Below are 17139 nucleotides of genomic sequence, written 5' to 3' on the forward strand. Positions count from 1 at the left end.
TCACAGGGGCTTGTTCTATGGATCACAGGGGCTTGTTCTATGGATCAGAGGGGCTTCTTCTACGGTACCGCCGGACCTCCGGCCCGCACCGTGACTCCGGGTGTCCTCGCCTCCAGGGCGGCGCGGAGCGCGGCGCGTGAGGTGATGCCGAGCTTGGGGTACAGCCGGTGCAGATGGGAACCGACCGTGCGGTGGGAGAGGAACAGCCGCTCGCCGATCTGCCGGTTGGTGAGGCCCACGGCAGCCAGCTCGGCGATCTGCCGTTCCTGCACGGTCAACGCGGCGGCCGGTGCGGCCGGCCCGCTGGGGGTGACGACGCCCGTGGCGCGCAGTTCGTTGCGGGCCCGCTGCGCCATGGCCTGCGCGCCGATCCGGTCGAAGGTTTCGAGGGCGGAGCTCAGACAGCGGCGGGCGTGATGGTCGCGGGTGCGGCGCAGCCACTGTCCGTAGGCGAGCTGGATGCGCGCGTGTTCCCACGGCCACCGGGCGGCGTGGGGCAGGGCGAGGGCCGCTTCGAACAGGGGCCCGGCGTCGTCCTCGTCGGCGGCCACGGCCTCGGCTCCGGCGCAGATCAGCGCGGTGCGCGAGGAGATCCGGTGGATGCCCGCCGTCCGCGCGGCGGCGAGTTCCTCGCGGGCCTCGTCCGTACGGCCGGTGCGGACCGCCGCCTCGACCAGGTTCAGGACCAGCCACCGGCCCGGGACGCCGACGCTCCGTGCACCGGACGCGTCGATCCGGCCGACCTGGACGTGGGCCTCCTCGTAGTCGCCCTGGCCCATGGCCGCGAGGTGGCGGGCCGCGCGGGCGTAGGCCTCCGTGACCTCGATCCCGCGGGGCGCGGCCCAGTTCGTGGTCTCCTCGCTGCGGGTCCGGGCGAGGTCCGCGTCGCCGCGCAGTGCCGCGCCCGATGCCAGCAGCGCCCGGATCTGCCGCTCCCACAAGCGGTAGCCGTGGATCTCCGCCAGGTCCACCGCCTCCTGAGCCAGCCTCTCGCCCTCGTCCCACCGGCCGTGGACGTAGGAGTCGTGGCAGAGCAGCATCAGCGCGGGGACGACCATGGCGACCGCACCGCCGTCCCGCTCCCGTTCGATCATGCGGGAGATCAGGTACCGGTGGTCCGACAGGGCGTCCATCGCGACCGCCGCGAAGGCCAGGGGGATCAGTTCCCAGGGGGCCGGGTCGGCGGGCAGTGCCGCGAAGGCGTCGGCGAGGCCCTTGCGCAACGCGTCGGAGGCGGTGGTGGGGTCGGCGTACGCCTCGTAGCAGAGTCTGATCGCTGTCATCGCGGTCGGTTCGAACCGGTCCAGCGTGGTCTTGAGGAGCTGCCAGGGCTCGGGGCGGAGGGTGTGGAGGCTGACGAGCAGCAGCGCGTACAGGATGGCGTAGTGGTAGCGGTCGTCGTCCGTGGCGGTGGCGGCGTTGTCGTCGAGTGCCCGGGTCAGGAGGCGGTGGGCGGCATCGAGATCGCCCTCGTCGTGGGTGAGGAGGTGGGCGGTGACGGCGAAGGCGAGTCCGGTCGGTGGCGCGGCGGCGTGTCCGGCATCCGTCAACAGCCTTGGTACGTCGTCGAGTTGGCCGGTGAAGGTGGCGAGGTGGGCGGCCTCGGTCAGTCGGCGGGAGCGGTCGCCGGGGTGTGGGCTGAGTTCACCGGCCCGCACGAGTGCGGCCACGGCGGCGGACACGGTGCCGCGCCGCCGGTCGGGGGCGGCCGGCTCGTCCGGCGCCACGCCGTGCCGCCAGGCGGGCAGGGCCGCTTCGTCCAGCGCCCGGGCCAGCGTCTCGTCCGGTCCGGTCGCGGCTTCGGCCAGGTGCCATGTCCGGCGCTCGGGTACGTCGCTCAGGGCCGCGGCCAGGTAGCGGTGGGCGCGACGGCGTTCGCCGGGGGACGCCAGGTGCACGATCGCGGCGCGGGTGAGCCGATGGCGAAAGGAGATGCGCCCCGGAGCCGCGTCGACATGGAGCAGATCGGCTTCGCACGCGGGGGCCAGGACATCGGAGCCCTCGAAATTCGGCACGGCCCTCCGGATCACGTCCGGGCCGATCTCGGTGTCCAGCGCAGCCATGAGGAGTGCCGTCCGGGTCGGCGCGGGCAGTCCTTCGACGGCGGTGGTGAAGGCCTCCTCCAAGCGCCCGGACAGGGGCAGGAGCGCGGGGAGTCGAAGGTGGCCCGCGCGCTGCCGGGCGCTCAACTCCCTCGGCAACTCCCGTAGCGCGAGCGGGTTTCCCGCGGCCTCGGCCAGCATCCGCCGCCGTACCGACGGCCCCAACCCGGGCCACCGGCCGTCCAGTAACACGACCGCCGCAGACTCGACCAACGGCCCGATCTCCCGTACAGGCAGGTCGAGTTGGTCGCAGAAGCTCTCCGCGCCGGTCCGCGCGGCGGCCACGAAGACGATCGGATGGTCGCCGATCCTGCGGACGACGAAACCCAGCGCGGTCGCACTGGCCCGGTCGATCCACGGCACATCGTCGGCAACCATCAACAACGGCCCGTCTACGGCGACTTCACCGAACAGGGCGAGTACGGCGGTCCCGGCGGCCGGCGGGTCCGGCGGCGGTCCCGGCGCGAGCCCGAAGATCCGGTCGACGACGTCACGATGGTGCCCGGCGAGCCGCTCGGCGTACCGGCGCAGCGGATAGAGGAGCTGGTGCAGCGCCGAGTAGGTCATCCCGGCCTCGAACTCCACGGCGGACGACCGCAGTACCCGCGTCCCGGCGTCCACGGCCCGTGCCGCGGCGGCGTCGAGCAGCGCGGTCTTCCCGGTCCCCGGGCCACCGCGCAGCAGCAGGCCGGGGCGGCAACCCTCATCGCGCCCGGCCGACAGCGCGTCCAGCAGCCGCAACTCGGCCGCGCGACCGACCAGGTCCGCTCCAGGCCGTGAGGTCACCGACTTCCCTCCGTCAAGTTGCTTGCCTAAAGAAATATATCCAGTCGGCGCGAGGGAATGCGCGTGCTCTTCCCTCCACAACAAGATCGTCGCTGATCCAGTGACAGTGGTCGATGTTCCCGCTCACAGCATTCGGAGCCGACGGCAGTGACCACCCACACGGCCCCGCCGCGTCGTCGCGTCGGAACCGTCGCGCGGCGATGGACCGGGGGGGGCGACATCGCGCCGTACCTACCCGCCGAAAGCAGCAGGCCGTGGGTGGTGTCCCACGACCCACGACCCGCTGCCCCTGCCCCTGCCGACCGGCCGGCCGGCCGCCGCACCCGCGGGCGCGTCAGAAGTCGACGGCTACTGCGCGGCCTCGGCCGCTTCGTCCGCCTCGACCCGCGCCAGCACCGCGTCCAGCGTGGCGTACTCCGCCTCCTCCACGGCCGCGATCGCGAACTCGATGGCGTCGGAGGCGTAGTCCTCGGCGTCGTCGGCGGCGTGGCCAAGACGCTTCGCGTCGCGCTCGGCCTTGCGGTCCTCCAGTTTCGTGCGGACCGCGCCCACATGGTCCTGCCAGGAGGTCTGTACCTGGTTCCAGCTTCCGGTGACGTTCGCCCTGGCCCGCTGACCGCTCAACTGCAGCCGCTGCGCGCCCTGTTCGGCCTTGTCCTTAGCGTCGGCCACCGCGGCGGACAGCTTCTGCCGGTCCTCCGCGACACTCGCGGCCACGGTGCGCTGGGCATCCTGGGCCTTCTGGGACAGCTCGGCGAGGCGGCCGGCGGGGCCGTCCGCGGTGGCGTTCTTCTGCGGCGTCGGGTCCGACATGGTGATCCCTTCCTTGACGGATACGTCCTGCTCGATGACGCGAGGTACCGAGGTACACGCCTCAACTGCCCGTCACTCTTCCGGCGCGCCGCCCCGGCCCGCTTGGGTCAATCGACGCAATGGACGGCGTACGGACGCGCAATGCGGCCTCGCCCGCAGTCAGTTGACCCAAGGAAGGCGCCCGGCCCGTCCCTACGCTGACGGACGTCTGTCGTGAGCAGCGGATCAAGGAGTGCCCGTGCCCCCTGGAACCAATGGGTTGGACATACGACTGCCGAACGAGCAGGCCGTGCTCGCGCGCATGCGGGGAACCCAGGACCGGATCGCGGACGCGATCACCACCTTCGCCGGGACCATGCGGTTCGTGTATCTCCACGCGTTGTGGTTCGCGGTCTGGATCACCTTCAACGAGGGGCTGTTCGGCACGTCCGCGGTCTGGGACCCCTACCCCTTCGGACTCCTCACGATGATCGTCAGCCTTGAGGCGATCTTCCTGTCGACCTTCGTGATGGTGAGCCAGAACCGCCAGGCGATCCGCGAGAAGGTCCGCGCCGATCTGGACTTCGAGACCAATATCCGCTCCGAGGTGTGGTCGGCCCACATGGGCCACGTCCTCGGGATCAGCGCCGAGCAGGTAGAGCAGGACGTACGGACACTCCTGGCGCAGAACCGGGCGAAGATGAACGACTCCGAGCCGATACCGACCGCCCATCGGTCAATCGACTGAAGCCGTGACGCAGGCCCGGCGACGACGATGATCCGCACCGGATCGACCCGTCACCGGGAGGAAGCGTCATGATCCCTCGCCACCGCCCCTTCGTCGCCTACTGGGACTGGCAGCAGCACGCCCGCTGCCGGGGCATGGACAGTTCCGTCTTCTTCTCCCCGGCCGGCGAGCGCGGCAAGGCGAAACGGGCGCGGGAGAAGAAGGCCCGGGCCGTCTGCGGGAGTTGCCCGGTGATCGAGATCTGCGCCCGCATCGCGATGAACGGCCCTGAGTCCTACGGCGTGTGGGGCGGCCTGTCGGAGGGAGAACGCAGCGCGCTTCAGCGGCCGGCCCGTGCGCCCAGGCGGAGGCGTAAATAACCCCGGATTGGCTTCGGAACGGCTCCGGGCCCGTGTCACCCGACCGCCGAACCGTCCTCACCCGGCGGCTTCAGCAGCGGGGTCAGTTCGCTGCGCGAGGTGATTCCGAGCTTCGGGAAGGCTCGGTACAGATGGGCGGCGACCGTGCGGTGGGAGAGGTAGAGCCGTTCCCCGATCTCTCGGTTGGAGAGCCCCTCTGCGGCCAGCCGCGCGATCAACATCTCCTGGGGCGACAGGAGTTCGGCGATGGACGGAAGCGGGTGATCGGCTCCCTGCGCCGCGCTGTGGCCCGCCCAGTCGGAGGCGCCGACAAGGTCGAAGGCGGTCCGCGCCGAGAGCAGCAGCGCCCGGGACCGCGCGGCCTGCCGGTGACGTCGCAGCCACTGCCCGTACGCGTGCTCCGTCCGCGCCTTGACCAGCGGCCAGCGGGACAGGTCCTGGTCCAGCGCGGCCAGGTACAGCTCCTCGGCCGCCGCATCCGGAGCCAATACGGCCCGTGCGTACGGCAGTTGGACGTGCAGCAGCGGGGCCGGAGTCACCCGTGCGGTTTCCTCCACGGCCGCGAGGATACGCGCGGCTTCCTGCCGGTCGCCGCCGCGATCCGCCGCCACGACGAACGGCATCACCGCGGCGAAGCCCTGCCGTCGCAGGTCTCCGGGCGGGCGGTCGAGAAGGGGCCGCAAGTCTTCGTACGCCTCGGTGTACCGCCCCTCCCCCACACGGGCCACACCTCGCGCCAGCCGTAGCGTCGGCGCGAGTTCGGGGCGTTGCCAGGCCGCCACCGTGTCGGCCAACTCCTGTGCCCGTACGGCCTGTCCGCGCAGTGCGGCGGTGATCGCGTCCGTGCCGGCGAGTGCGGCGACCATGGCCGGCTGTCGGGTCTCGGCGACGATCAGGCGTGCTTCTTCGGTGAGTTGCGTGGCACGCGACCAGACCCCGAGCAGCAGCAGGTCGGCGGCTTCGAGGAGGAGGGTCTCCACCAGCAGGCCAAGTCGGCCCTGCTCGCGGAGGATTGGCGCCGCCCGGCCCAGCAGGTCGACCGCGCGGACCGGATCGCCGATCTCGTGCGCGGCCGTACCGAACAGCCGTAGTCCGTCGGCATCGGCGCCGGGGAGGTACCAGACCGTCCCGTGCGACGGCAGGCGATCGGCCACCGCCCGGCCGTGGCGTACGGGTTCGGTGAGTGCCAGGGCCGCGAGGTGGCGTGGGTCGTTGGTGAGGGTGAGCCGCTCGGCGGCCTCGATGACCCCGGCCCGCGCGGCAGGGTCCGCGGCGGTGCGGTGTACGTGAAGTGCCGCGCCCAGCAACAGGTCGAGGGCCTGTTCGGGGTCACACTCGGCCAACTCTCCTATATCTGACGAGAGTTGTGCCCGTGCGGGACCCGGTTGCGGCTCCGCGTCCGAGGTCTCCCGCAACCACCGGGTCTTCGCCCGGTCGGCAGCGCCGAGTTGCTGATGTTCCGCCGCCTCGATCAGCGCATGGGTCAGGCGGATCCGGCCGAGGCCGTGCGCGTGCTCGGCTGCGGCCAGCAACCGGTGCCCTCGGGTGACCGAGTCCGTGGTGAGCTGCGCCGAGCGCTCAAGGGCCCGGATGGCCGCGACGACTCCGTGCCGTCGGAGCAACGAGGCGTGGGCGTCGGCCAGTTCGTCCGCGAGTTCGTCGTCGGGGCCGTTGACGGACTGGGCGCGATGCCAGGTGCGCAGGCCCGGGTCGTCGGTCAACACCTGCGCCAAGGCCGCGTCGGCGGCCTGTCGGCGGGTCTGCGTCTCCGCCCCCAACACCGTGAACCGCACCACGGGATGGCGGAAACGCAGGGTCGTCCTGTCGAGCCGTAGGAGCGAGGCCGTGACCGCGTCGTCGAGGACCTCCACCGCGATCGCGCGCCCGGCGAGGACGGAGGTGGCCGCCAGGATCTCCGAGAGGTCTCCGACCTGGTCGACGGCCGCGACCAGGAGGGCGTCCCGTGTCCGGTCCGGCAGTTCGCCGAGCCCGGCCGCGAATGCCGAAGCCAGTGTGGCGTTCACCGGTAGGGGGGTCCACGATCCCGGCGGCCTCAACGGGCGCCATGCCGTGGGGAGTTCGACCAGTGCGAGTGGGTTGCCGAGCGCCTCGCCGAGGATGCGTTCGCGGGCGGCGGGAGGCAGCGTGGCCGCGTTCCGGGCCAGTAGCCGTCGCGCCGAGGGCTGGTCCAGGACCGGCACGTCCAGCACGGGAACGCCCGGCAGAGGGCGTCCGTCGCGGAAGGCCGCGAGGACGACGATCGGGTTGTCGTTCACCCTGCGGGCCATGAACGCCAGCACCTCCCGGGTGGGCCCGTCGAGCCGCTGCGCGTCATCGGCGATCAGCACCACGGGCCGCTCGGCCGCTGCCGCCGTGAGCAGGCTGAACGCGGCCAGGGCCACCCGCAGGGTCTCCGGCGGCGGTCCGGAACCGCCGTCGAACGCCGACCGCAGGATGTCTCCCTGCTCCACCGGCAACGACCCCGCCGTGCCGAGCACCGGCGACAGCAACGCGCGCAGACCGCTGAAGGGGGTGTCGTCAGAGGCCCCGGCCGCCTCCAGCAGTCGCCATCCCGCCGCCTGGGCGCGCTCCGCCACCGCCCGCAACAACGCGGACTTGCCGACGCCCGGACCGCCCCGCAGCGCCATCGCGCCACCGGCGGCGGGCAGCCCGCCCAGCAGATCGCGCAGCACCCTCACCTGCTGGTCGCGGCCGAGGAGCCCGGCTTCGTACACGCGTCTCCCCAGACTTCCAGGACACTCCACGTCTTCACCAGCGGAATCGTAGGAGAACCCCCGCCGCCGGGCTTGGGTCATGTGACCGCGCCCGGAACTGCAGGGCGGCTCCGGCAGGTCCATCCAGCGTACGGCTCCCCGGTACGCCGACTCGTCACATCCTCTGTACGCCGGCTCGTCACACGTAGCCTCGCCGCTGCACGACGTTCAGGGCCAGCGCCCCCAGCGGGACGTTCAGCCAGAACGTCAGCAGCCGGTAGACGAGCACCGCCGAGGTGGCCACCCCCGCCGCCACACCGAGCGTGCTCAGACCGGCGACGAGCCCCGCCTCCAGCGCTCCCAACCCGCCAGGTACCGGAGCCGCGTTGGCGATCAGCCGGGCCGCCATGTACGCGGCGCCGACCTGGACGAAGGGCAGACCGCCGCCCAGCGCGTGCAGGCTCATGGCCAGGCCGACGACCTGGCTGAGAGGCAGGCCGAGCGCGCCGACGACACCCACGACGGCCTTGGCCGGTTCGGTGGCGAGCCCGGCGACGGCTGATCCGGCCGCGCGCAGGAACGGCCATACCTTGTCGTGCAGGAAGCGGCGGCCGGGCGGGGTGAAGCCGAGCAGACCCCCCGGCGGCGAGCACCAGGGCGACGGCCCACAGCGCATACCGCCCGGCGGACAGATCCGGATGAACTCCGGCGTGCCCTCGTCCCGCCCAGCCGAAGAACACGGCGGCGACAACGGTGTTGGAGAGCGCACCGGCCAGGCTCTGCAGCCCGACGGAGGCGGTGGCGGCCCCGGTCTCGATCCCCGTCTTCTGCAGATAGCGCAGGTTGAGCGCCATGCCGCCCACATTGCTCGGGGTGATCCGGTTGAGGAACGAACTGGCGAACTGCACCTGGTAGGTGGGCCCGAACGGCAACCGGTCCGGGATGGTGCCCAGTTGCAGACAGGTCGAGAACGCCTGCGAGAGGAAGGTGATGGGCAGCACCGCGAGCACCCACCACCAGTTCGCGTCCCGCAGCGCGTCGACGGCCGCCGGTGCGTTGGCCAACTGCGGGAGCACCAGGTGGAGTACGAGGAACGCGCCCGCCAGTCCCAGGGCGCTCCTCCACGTGAACCGCGCCAGCTGCGCGAGGGGAACTGTCGTAGCACCGGTGGCAGTTGAGACCTCGGCGGCGAGATCGCGCAACAGACCGGGCCGGCCACCGGCACGCAGCGTGCGCCGTCCGCCCTTCTCCCCGGCCGCCCGTGCGCGGGCCTGGTCGTAGCGGGCGACCGCCTGCCGTGCGGGTCCCATCAGGGCGAGCGGCTGGAGGTACGGCAGTGCGGTGGCGAGCAGTTCCGGACCCAGCCCGGCCAGTGCGCACGCGGCGGCACGCCCGGGGCCGATCCGTACGGCGGTCGTGGCGAGCAGTTCGGCGAGGTCGGCGCCGAGGATGTCGGGCGGCGCGTTCAGCCGGCCGCGCGCGAACGCGGAGAGCCGGCTCTCACCGCCCGGTTCGACACGGATGTGCTCGGGGCGCAACTCCCCATGCCCCAACCGGTGTTCCTGGAGCCGGGCCACGGAGGTCCACACCCCGGCGAGGAGCTGATCGGTCAACTCCTCGTCCTGCAAAGCAGATAGAGCACGGGAATCCCGCTCGACCGTCGCCACCAGCGCGCCGCCCCGGCCACCGGGCACGCCATCACCGGCTCGTCCACCCGGGCGCCGGTACGGGCCGCGAAGACGAGCATCAGCAGCTCGTGCTCGGCGGCACCGAGGGGCAACTGGGCGGTGGCGTCGGCCGGATGGCGCAGCAGCGTCCGCCGGGCGAGCCGGTGGAAGAGGTCACGGTTGTGATCCTCGGAGGCGAGCACCCGCACCGCAAGCCGTGAACCGGCGGTGGTCACGGCGCGGTAGACCGTCCCCTCCCCCAAGTGCTGTTCGTCCGGCGGCAGTTCACTGAGCCTGGCGACCGCGATCCCGGAGTCGGCGAGGGCGTCGGCGACCGCCTGTATCGGCGGGCGGTCTGTGGGGGCTCCGGCCAGCAGCAGTACGGCCGACCCGGCCGCGCCGCCCACCGCGAGCGCGGCGACGGCGTCCAGCGGCACGATCGCCGCGGTCGCGACACTCAGGGCGCCGCAGCCGACGGCCAGGAACCACAGCGCTCGCCGCGGGCGCGCCCCCAGCCATGGCCCGGCAGCGACGACCGCCGCCGCGCAGGCCGCCAGGTACACGGCCGACGGCCAGCCCGCCCGCACCAGGCCGTCCCGCCCGTCCAGCACCCCCGGCCACGCGTCGGGCCTCCCCCGCACCAACGCCAGATGTGTGAGCGCCCACGCGCCCAGCGCACCCAGCGCCGCCGCGGGCAGGACCCGTAGAACCGGCTCGGCCCGCCGTCGTACGCACCACACCACCAGGGCGACGACCGGGGCGAGGAGGGCGACGGCCTGGACCGTTCCCACGAGGGCGTCCCGCAGGGCCGGGGGCAGTGCGGTCGCCGTGGTGAGGAGTCCCTGCTGGGCCGCGCGGACGAAGTCGCGGGTGGCGACGGCCAGGAGCACCGCCACGAGCAGTACGGCCAGGGACACCAGCAGGCGCCACAGATCGACCGCGCGCCGGACGGTCCGTCGCGGCGGATCGTCGATCACCGGAGCAGAGGTCGGCGGGCTGTCACGGCCGTCGCTCCCACTGATCACGTCGGCTCCTTGTCGACAGGCCGAAAGGCAGGAGGCACCGATGCTCGCGCCTCAACTCGCCCCGCGCATCGGTCGGACGACCGTACGGGTTTCTGCGACGACGGCAAGGGAGTAAGGAAGTAGCGGATGCAGTCGTATGACAGATCGCGGCCGGGAGGCGCGACTCTAGCCTTCCTGGCGAACCCCGGCCTCGGGCGAAGAACGAGGCGAGACCCTCGTATGTGGAAGGTGACCATGTTCACTTCACCCAACGTGCTCCTCTGGCGCGGTCTGCTGGCCGTCGCCCTCGGCGCGGTCTCCGTCGCCTGGCCCGGCATCACCATCAATGCCTTCGTCATCCTCTTCGCCGTCTACGCGTTCATGACCGCGGCGACGGACAGCGCCCGCGCCTTCGCGGGCGACCGGGTGGGGCCGGTCATCGGCTGGCTGCTGCTCGCCGGGCTCTCCTTGGCGGGAGGCGTGGTCGCGCTGGCGTGGCCCGGCATCACGGCGCTCGCGCTCACGATCTGGATCGCCGCGTGGGCTCTGACCACCGGCGCCATGGAGATAGCCCTGGCCTTCCAGCGCGACGAGACGGCGGGCGAGCGCACCCTGTACTTCCTGACCGGCGCGGTGTCGCTCGTGTTCGCGTTCTCCCTGTTCGTCCGCCCGGACATCGGCGCGGTCTCCCTCGCCACCGTCTTCGGCCTGTTCAGCCTCGTCTACGGCGTCTCCGCGATCTTCGCCTCGTTCGAGGAGCGGCGCCGCCGTCACGCGGCGAGCCAACACGAACCGGTCCGCGCCTGAGCCTCCGGCGCCGCGTCACGCGGAAGGTCCCGGACACGAGGAGTGTGTCCGGGACCTTCCGTCTGCGCGGTGACCGTTCCGGAGCTCAGTCGAACTTCTCGACCACCGTCTCGAACTGCCGCACCATGGCCGCCAGGGACCGGCCGTCGAGGTGGTCCATGACGCGCTTGCGGGCGCTCGCGAGGTGTATCGGATAGGCCGCCTGGAGCCGCTTCAGCCCTTCCGGGGTGAGGGTCGCGACATTCCCGCGGGCGTCTCCCTCGTAGCGCCGTTTCACGACCTGGCCACGGCTCTGCAGCGCGTCCACGACACGGGTGATACGGCTCGCCGACAGGGCCGTCGCCGCCGCGAGGTCCGCCATCCGGAGTTCGTGGTTCTCGGCCTCGGACAGGCTCATCAGGACGACGTACTCGGTGAGCGTCAGTCCCGTCGCCCGCAGCAGGTCGTCGTCCAGCGAACGGGGCAGCGCGACGATGACCCGCATCAGGGCACGCCACAAACGCTCTTCCTGTGCGGTCAGGGGATCCTCGGCGGCGGTCATCCGTGCAGATTAGCGTGCTCAAGCAAGGAGCCTCAAGGATGGATGACCCTCAGGACATGGCATCCAACAGTCACCGTCCCTCCGGCTACGCGTCCAGCCGGCGTACGTCGGTCACGCTGTAGGACATGGAGGCGCGGAAACCGGCGCCGGTGCGCACGGGAGCCAGGTCCGCCAGTTCCTCGCCGCGGGCCGCGAACAGGCTGAGGTCGCCGGTGCCGGTCCACACGTCGGCGAGTCGCCGGTCGTCGAACTCGGCCATCACCAGCTCGTGCACGGCGGGCTTGTCGTACTCACCGGCGGCCAGGCTCGGGAAGTGCCGGAGGTTGACGGTGGGGCGTGCGAACAGGGCGGCCGGGTCGGGCGCCGGCTGCTGGAGCGTGACCGTGGCCTCGGCGAGGGTGTGCCCGGCCGCCGACAGCGAGGCACCGAACCGGCCGCCCGGCGCGAGGGTCGGCGACGCGCTGCCGGGTGCCGCGAAGACACGGGTCTGGTGGACCGCGCCCAGCTTCTTCGGGAAGCCCTGCACCCAACCCCGGGCCAGGGCAAGGTCGTTGTCGACGTAGATGTACGGGCACCACGACACGGGCTCGTCCTGCCAGTGGGCGTCCACCAGCACCATGAACTCGCGGTACTGGCTGCGCACCGGGTCGAGGTACTCGTCGTGCCCGGCGGAGAACTGCCAGTCCACGAAGAGCGCCACCGCGCGCCCGTCGGAGTCCGGGTCCGGGGTCAGCCCCTCGGGAAGTGTCGCCTCGGTGGCGGCCGGGTCCGTCCAGAACTCCACGCCGACGATGTCGCCGGCGTAGTGCCACGGCGGAGCGGAGGCGAGGTTCGCCTCTCCGCGCGGCGACAGCGGGTAGGTGTAGCCCTGGAGCATGGGGGGTGCCTCCTCAACAGAAGGTCGATCCGGAACGGCACCATGTTTCGCCAAGGAGCCCCGTCTCGGCTTGGGTCATGTGACTTCATCTCCGTACACGGAGGTCGCCCCGTCACCCTCGGCCACCACCTCCAGCTCCCCGGCCGGCTTCGCCACCAAGCATAGCAATTACTTGCTTGACAAAGCATTTTCAGGCGAGTGAAGATACTTGCCAACGCAAGCATCCGTAGCGCCAGCACCGCGAGAGGAACTCCTCATGTCCCCCAAGATCGCAGTCATCTACTACTCGTCGACCGGTACCGTGCACGAGCTGGCGGAGTCCGTGGCCGAGGGTGCCCGCAAGGAGGGTGCGGAGGTACGGCTCCTGCGCGTTTCCGAGCTCGCCCCCGAGGAGGCCATCGCCGCCAACGACGCCTGGTCGGCGCATGCCGCGGCCACCAAGGACATCCCGGTGGCGACCGGCGCCGACATCGAGTGGGCCGACGCCGTGATCTTCGGCAGCCCGACCCGGTTCGGCAACATCGCCAGCCAGCTGAAGCAGTTCATCGACACGCTCGGCGGGCTGTGGGCGCAGGGCAAGCTGGCCGACAAGATCTACAGCGGCTTCACGGCCACCGCCACCGCACACGGCGGCCAGGAGTCCACGCTGCTCGCCCTCTACAACTCCGTCCACCACTTCGGCGGCATCATCGTCACCCCGGGCTACACCGACCCGGTCAAGTTCGCCGACGGCAACCCGTACGGCACCAGCCATGTCAACGGCCAGGGAGCGATCCCCGTCGACGACACGGCCCGGGCCGCCGCCGTGTACCAGGGCAAGCGCGTGGCCGCGGTCACCGCGCGGTTCAAGGACGCGTAGGGGGAGGGCAGTCGGGCGTCGGACTCAGGACCTTCGCGGCTCGGGCCTACGCCGCTCAGCCTTGGCCCCGGCGCGCCGGCCACTCCTTCTCCTCCCCCGGTTCGGGCAGAACTTGACCGCCTTCCACGGCGAACCGGGCCGGGCTGTCCTGGATCACCACCATGACGTGGCTCTCCTCAACTCCGGTGATACGTACGGCCGCTGCAGACAGTTCCAGCGCCAGTCGCGTCCCTGCCATGCGGCCGAGGCTTCCGCCAACCAGCCGGATTTCGACGGCAGTTACCCCTCCCCCGCCCGACCCCAATGCGCCTTGACACACCTTCCCCTCAACGCAATGCTTGCCGACGAAAGCAATAAATTCGGGTGGGAGACCGCGATGACCACAAGCACTCCGGACGACAAGGGCGGCCCGCTGCGGGCGGAGTTGGAAGGTGCCGCGTTCCAGGCGGATCCGCACGCGCTGCTACGGCAGTTGACGGACTCCGGAGCCGCCCATCGTTGCGAACCGGACGGTGCGCCACCGCAGTTGTTGATCACGGGCTACGACGCGGCACGCCACGTGCTCACCGATCCCCGCGTGTCCAAGCGGAGCGAACGCGCCGGGCTGGAGCCGGGCTGGCTGATGAGCGGCGTCCGGGACGAGATCGGGATCGACTACATGCTGACCGTGGACCCACCCGACCACACCCGCCTCCGCAGACTGGTGACACGCGCCTTCACCCCGCAGCAGATCGAGGCCTTGCGGCCCCGCACCCAGGAGATGGCGGGCCGGTTCGCGGACGCCGTACTGGCCCAGGAGACACCGGAGTTGATCGACGGTTTCGCCGCCCGCGTCCCCATCGCCGTGATCTGCGAACTGCTCGGCGTGCCACTGGACGACTGGGACAGGTTCCGCTGGGCCTCGGAGCAGATCGTGTCCCCGGTCGCCGGGAGCGATCGGGAGGAGGCGTACGTCTGGATGAGCGGGTATCTGGCGGAGCTGATCGCGGCCAAGCGGGCCGACCCCGGTCAGGATCTGCTCAGCGCGCTGGCCGACGACACCGTCGAGGACCGGCTCACCGACCCGGAATTGGTCGGCATGGCCTTCCTCCTCCTGATCGCCGGGTACGAGACGACCGCCGACCTCATCGGTGCCGTACTCCTCGGACTCGCCCAACAGCCGTACCTCTTCGAGGTGTTGCGAGCAGATCCCTCCCTGGTGCCCGCGGCGGTGGAGGAGTTCCTCCGTCTGGACGGGCCGGTGCTCACGGCGACCGAGCGCTTCGCCACCGAGGACATGCGGGTGGGTGAAGTTCCGGTACGGCGGGGCGACATGCTGCTGGTGTCCCTCGCCGCGGCCGACCGCGACCCGGCCCGTTTCGAGGAGCCGGACTCCTTCCGCCTCGGGCGGTCGGCCGGTCATGTCGCCTTCGGACACGGCGTCCACCACTGCCTGGGGGCGCCGTTGGCGAGGATGGAGGCCACGGTCGCGATCACCGCGATGCTGGAGCGCGTCGAGAGTCTGGAACTGGCCGTGGACGCGGCCGACTTGGAGTGGGCGCCTGGTCTGCTGATGCGCGGGGTGCGGCGGCTTCCCGTGTCGGTCGTGGTCGCCGGGAACTCCAACTCGCGGTTGTGCTGAGCGACTTCAGTCCTGGCGACGGACCTCGATGAGGAGTGCCTGCTCGGGGTTGAGGGTGGGCATGGGCAGGCCCGCGGTGGCCAGTACCGAGCCGGGCAGGGTCAGCCAGTCCTCCTGCGCGGCCGTCAACCATGCGGGAGACGCGATCTGGTGGAAGGCGGGCAGTCCGAGTTCGGTACGCACCCGGAGTTGGTAGCGGGCGTCGGCGCTCAGACCGGGAAGCCGCGTCCGGCCGGACTGACCCTCAGGCGAAGTGGCCACTCTCGCCCAGGAGTACAGCGCCCTTGAGCCGTCCTGGGCCACGACTCCGTGCAGGACGAGGGCTTCGCTGTCCAGGTCCGCGCGCACCGGGCGACCGGTGTGGAGGAGCGGGCGCAGTTCGCGGTAGAGGGCGCTCCAGGCGGTCAGCCTGGTCAGCTCCTCCTCCGCACACTCGGCGAGATCCTGCTCGATGCCCGCGTGGCCGAAGAGGGCGGTGATCAGGCGGAACGCGTCGGAGGTGACGCGTCCGGTGGTATGGCTGCGCGCGGCGCCCACGTGGGTGCCGACGAGTTCGGGTGGGAGGAGCTGGACGGTCCAGCTCTGGATCGACTGGCGTTCCACGGGGTCGTTGCAGTCCGAGGGCCACACCCGGTCGGTGCGGTCGAGTATGCCCAGGTCGATCCGGCCGCCGCCGCTCGCGCAGCTCTCGATCTCCAGTCCGGGGTGCCGTTGCTTGACCGAATCCAACAGCCGGTACAGCGCCTCGACTTGGGCGTGGCCGGCGGGTCGGTCGCCCAACGCGTGTACGGCTTCGTGGAGTTCGCGGTTGTGGTCCCACTTGAGGTAGGCGATGTCGTAGGTTCCGACGAGCGCGTCCAGTGACTTCAGCAGGTGGTCGAAGACCTCGGGGCGGGAGAGGTCCAGGACGTACTGATGGCGGGCGGTCGGGCCGAGGCCTGCGGCGGGACCGAGGATCCAGTCGGGGTGGGTGCGGGCCAAGTGGGAGTCGAGGTTGACCATCTCCGGCTCCACCCAGAGGCCGAAGTCCATGCCCAGGGCCCGGACATGGTCGGCGAGCGGGCTGAGTCCGTCGGGCCAGACGGTCGGGTCGGCGAGCCAGTCGCCGAGCCCCGCGGTGTCGGCGCGGCGGCCGCTGAACCAGCCGTCGTCGAGCACGAACCGTTCGACCCCCACCGCGGCGGCCCGCTCGGCCAGGGCTCGCAGTCGGCCGAGGTCGTGGTCGAAGTAGACCCCTTCCCAGCTGTTGACCACCAAGGGCCGTGGGCCGCGCGGGTGTTGGGGGCGTGCGCGCAGGTGGTGGTGGAAGCGGTCGGCGATGCCGTCCAGGCCGTTCGGCGACCAGGCGAAGTGGCAGCGCGGGGTGCGGTAGATGTCGCCGGGTGCCAGGCGGATCTCGCCCGCGCGCAGGAGTTCGCCGGCGCCGAGCGCGGAGGCGTGGACGCCTGCTCCTTCCGGGAGTTGCTCGACCAAGTAACGCTGGTCGCCGCTCCATGCCACATGGACGGCCCACACCTCCCCGGTGCGGAATCCGAAGCCGGGTACGCCCACCGTCAGGAGGTGCGGCGAGTCGACACCGGGTTTTCCGCGTCGTACGTCGCGGACGTGGGCGCCGTGGTGCAGCGGGTGGCGTTGCGGGGAGCGTTCCCGGCTCCACTTTCCGGTGAAGTCCAGGATCTCGGCGGCCCGGCGCGGGAGCGGCAGCAGGGTCAGGGCGCCGGCGAGGTCGTAGGGCGTCGAATCGGCGCTGTCCGCGCGGGATATGACGGCGTCGGCGGTGAGGATGCCGTGGGGGTCCAGGATGTAGCTGAGGGTGATGTCCAGTGCGGATGCGGTGTCGGTGAGGTGCAGTTCGAGTTCGCCGCCGCCGTCGGGGTTCGTGTGGTGGGTGGCCCTGGTGAAGGTGGGGCGGGGTGCGGTGGCGGTGCCTGCCTGGTGGCCGTGGTGGGCCGGGGTGCCGGACCAGCCGTCGGCCTCGGTGGGCCAGACGGTGAAGCGGCGCGCGATGTCGGGGGCGTTGTTGAGGAGCGCGGGTTCGGCGGTCAGGCTCAGGGCGGTCAGGTCGTCGGGGGTGAGTTCGCCCAGGTCGGCTCCCCAGTGCAGGACTCGGGGCACCGGTTCGGTGAGTTCCACGGCGAGGCAGGTGCCGGCCGCGCGCAGGCTGACGATGCGGGAGGGGGTTGTGGGCATGCAGTCTCTTTTCGGGGAGGGCGGCGGGACGCGCCGTAGGGGACGCGTCCGGCCGCGCGGCGCCAAGGGGGC

The 17139-nt window shown here is 71.6% G+C and carries 14 protein-coding genes; 5 read left to right on the plus strand and 9 right to left on the minus strand.

Annotated features, from left to right (window positions below):
* Window positions 1-59: 59 nt before the first annotated feature.
* Window positions 60-2888 (minus strand): AAA family ATPase, encoded by a 2829-nt coding sequence (locus tag SPR02S_RS55480; RefSeq protein WP_019056786.1) that lies wholly within the window; start codon window positions 2886-2888, stop codon window positions 60-62.
* A 348-nt stretch (window positions 2889-3236) separates the two neighbouring features.
* Window positions 3237-3701: a hypothetical protein gene (locus SPR02S_RS09870; protein WP_019056787.1), complete on the minus strand. Its 465-nt coding sequence runs from the start codon at window positions 3699-3701 to the stop codon at window positions 3237-3239.
* 259 nt (window positions 3702-3960) lie between these two features.
* Here SPR02S_RS09870 and SPR02S_RS09875 point away from each other — a divergent pair, with 259 nt between their 5' ends.
* Window positions 3961-4428, plus strand: coding sequence for a DUF1003 domain-containing protein (locus SPR02S_RS09875; protein WP_019056788.1), 468 nt, complete (start codon window positions 3961-3963; stop codon window positions 4426-4428).
* Window positions 4429-4496: 68 nt separating this feature from the next.
* Window positions 4497-4787, plus strand: a complete 291-nt coding sequence (locus SPR02S_RS09880; RefSeq protein WP_019056789.1) for a WhiB family transcriptional regulator — start codon at window positions 4497-4499, stop codon at window positions 4785-4787.
* A gap of 35 nt (window positions 4788-4822) precedes the next feature.
* Here SPR02S_RS09880 and SPR02S_RS09885 read toward each other — a convergent pair whose 3' ends face one another.
* The 3 genes from SPR02S_RS09885 to SPR02S_RS09895 form a co-directional block, all read right to left on the minus strand.
* Complete coding sequence (locus SPR02S_RS09885) at window positions 4823-7522, minus strand: AAA family ATPase (RefSeq protein ID WP_019056790.1); 2700 nt, start codon at window positions 7520-7522, stop codon at window positions 4823-4825.
* A 178-nt stretch (window positions 7523-7700) separates the two neighbouring features.
* Window positions 7701-8177: a lysylphosphatidylglycerol synthase transmembrane domain-containing protein gene (locus tag SPR02S_RS09890; protein WP_019056791.1), complete on the minus strand. Its 477-nt coding sequence runs from the start codon at window positions 8175-8177 to the stop codon at window positions 7701-7703.
* A 933-nt stretch (window positions 8178-9110) separates the two neighbouring features.
* Entirely contained in the window at window positions 9111-10193 is a 1083-nt protein-coding gene (locus tag SPR02S_RS09895; protein ID WP_019056792.1) for a hypothetical protein, read from the minus strand.
* A 234-nt stretch (window positions 10194-10427) separates the two neighbouring features.
* Here SPR02S_RS09895 and SPR02S_RS09900 point away from each other — a divergent pair, with 234 nt between their 5' ends.
* Window positions 10428-10979 (plus strand): HdeD family acid-resistance protein, encoded by a 552-nt coding sequence (locus SPR02S_RS09900; protein WP_043258202.1) that lies wholly within the window; start codon window positions 10428-10430, stop codon window positions 10977-10979.
* An 85-nt stretch (window positions 10980-11064) separates the two neighbouring features.
* On the opposite strand, the gene SPR02S_RS55485 is transcribed toward SPR02S_RS09900, so the two are convergent.
* Window positions 11065-11520, minus strand: coding sequence for a MarR family winged helix-turn-helix transcriptional regulator (locus SPR02S_RS55485; RefSeq protein WP_019056794.1), 456 nt, complete (start codon window positions 11518-11520; stop codon window positions 11065-11067).
* An 85-nt stretch (window positions 11521-11605) separates the two neighbouring features.
* Window positions 11606-12397 (minus strand): acetoacetate decarboxylase family protein, encoded by a 792-nt coding sequence (locus SPR02S_RS09910; protein ID WP_019056795.1) that lies wholly within the window; start codon window positions 12395-12397, stop codon window positions 11606-11608.
* A 256-nt stretch (window positions 12398-12653) separates the two neighbouring features.
* Here SPR02S_RS09910 and wrbA point away from each other — a divergent pair, with 256 nt between their 5' ends.
* Window positions 12654-13256 (plus strand): NAD(P)H:quinone oxidoreductase, encoded by a 603-nt coding sequence (gene wrbA / locus SPR02S_RS09915; RefSeq protein WP_019056796.1) that lies wholly within the window; start codon window positions 12654-12656, stop codon window positions 13254-13256.
* A 55-nt stretch (window positions 13257-13311) separates the two neighbouring features.
* Here wrbA and SPR02S_RS60055 read toward each other — a convergent pair whose 3' ends face one another.
* Window positions 13312-13494, minus strand: coding sequence for a hypothetical protein (locus tag SPR02S_RS60055; RefSeq protein ID WP_174447532.1), 183 nt, complete (start codon window positions 13492-13494; stop codon window positions 13312-13314).
* Window positions 13495-13632: 138 nt separating this feature from the next.
* Here SPR02S_RS60055 and SPR02S_RS09925 point away from each other — a divergent pair, with 138 nt between their 5' ends.
* Window positions 13633-14877 carry a cytochrome P450 family protein gene (locus tag SPR02S_RS09925; protein WP_019056798.1) on the plus strand — a complete coding sequence of 415 codons (1245 nt, stop codon included), beginning with the start codon at window positions 13633-13635 and terminating at the stop codon, window positions 14875-14877.
* 6 nt (window positions 14878-14883) lie between these two features.
* Here the strand turns inward: SPR02S_RS09925 and SPR02S_RS09930 are convergent, their stop codons facing one another.
* Window positions 14884-17067 carry an alpha-galactosidase gene (locus tag SPR02S_RS09930; RefSeq protein ID WP_019056799.1) on the minus strand — a complete coding sequence of 728 codons (2184 nt, stop codon included), beginning with the start codon at window positions 17065-17067 and terminating at the stop codon, window positions 14884-14886.
* Between the last annotated feature and the right edge of the window lie 72 nt (window positions 17068-17139).

This window comes from Streptomyces prunicolor NBRC 13075 (assembly GCF_000367365.1).
Lineage (GTDB): Bacteria > Actinomycetota > Actinomycetes > Streptomycetales > Streptomycetaceae > Streptomyces > Streptomyces prunicolor.

Excerpts from the sequence above, each read along its gene's own strand:
- SPR02S_RS09870 (WP_019056787.1), bottom strand. The coding sequence starts at position 3,701 with ATGTCGGACCCGACGCCGCAGAAGAACGCCACCGCGGACGGCCCCGCC.
- SPR02S_RS09880 (WP_019056789.1), top strand. The coding sequence starts at position 4,497 with ATGATCCCTCGCCACCGCCCCTTCGTCGCCTACTGGGACTGGCAGCAG.
- SPR02S_RS09890 (WP_019056791.1), bottom strand. The coding sequence starts at position 8,177 with ATGCGCTGTGGGCCGTCGCCCTGGTGCTCGCCGCCGGGGGGTCTGCTC.
- SPR02S_RS09900 (WP_043258202.1), top strand. The coding sequence starts at position 10,428 with ATGTTCACTTCACCCAACGTGCTCCTCTGGCGCGGTCTGCTGGCCGTC.
- SPR02S_RS55485 (WP_019056794.1), bottom strand. The coding sequence starts at position 11,520 with ATGACCGCCGCCGAGGATCCCCTGACCGCACAGGAAGAGCGTTTGTGG.
- SPR02S_RS09910 (WP_019056795.1), bottom strand. The coding sequence starts at position 12,397 with ATGCTCCAGGGCTACACCTACCCGCTGTCGCCGCGCGGAGAGGCGAAC.
- wrbA (WP_019056796.1), top strand. The coding sequence starts at position 12,654 with ATGTCCCCCAAGATCGCAGTCATCTACTACTCGTCGACCGGTACCGTG.
- SPR02S_RS60055 (WP_174447532.1), bottom strand. The coding sequence starts at position 13,494 with ATGGCAGGGACGCGACTGGCGCTGGAACTGTCTGCAGCGGCCGTACGT.
- SPR02S_RS09925 (WP_019056798.1), top strand. The coding sequence starts at position 13,633 with ATGACCACAAGCACTCCGGACGACAAGGGCGGCCCGCTGCGGGCGGAG.
- SPR02S_RS09930 (WP_019056799.1), bottom strand. The coding sequence starts at position 17,067 with ATGCCCACAACCCCCTCCCGCATCGTCAGCCTGCGCGCGGCCGGCACC.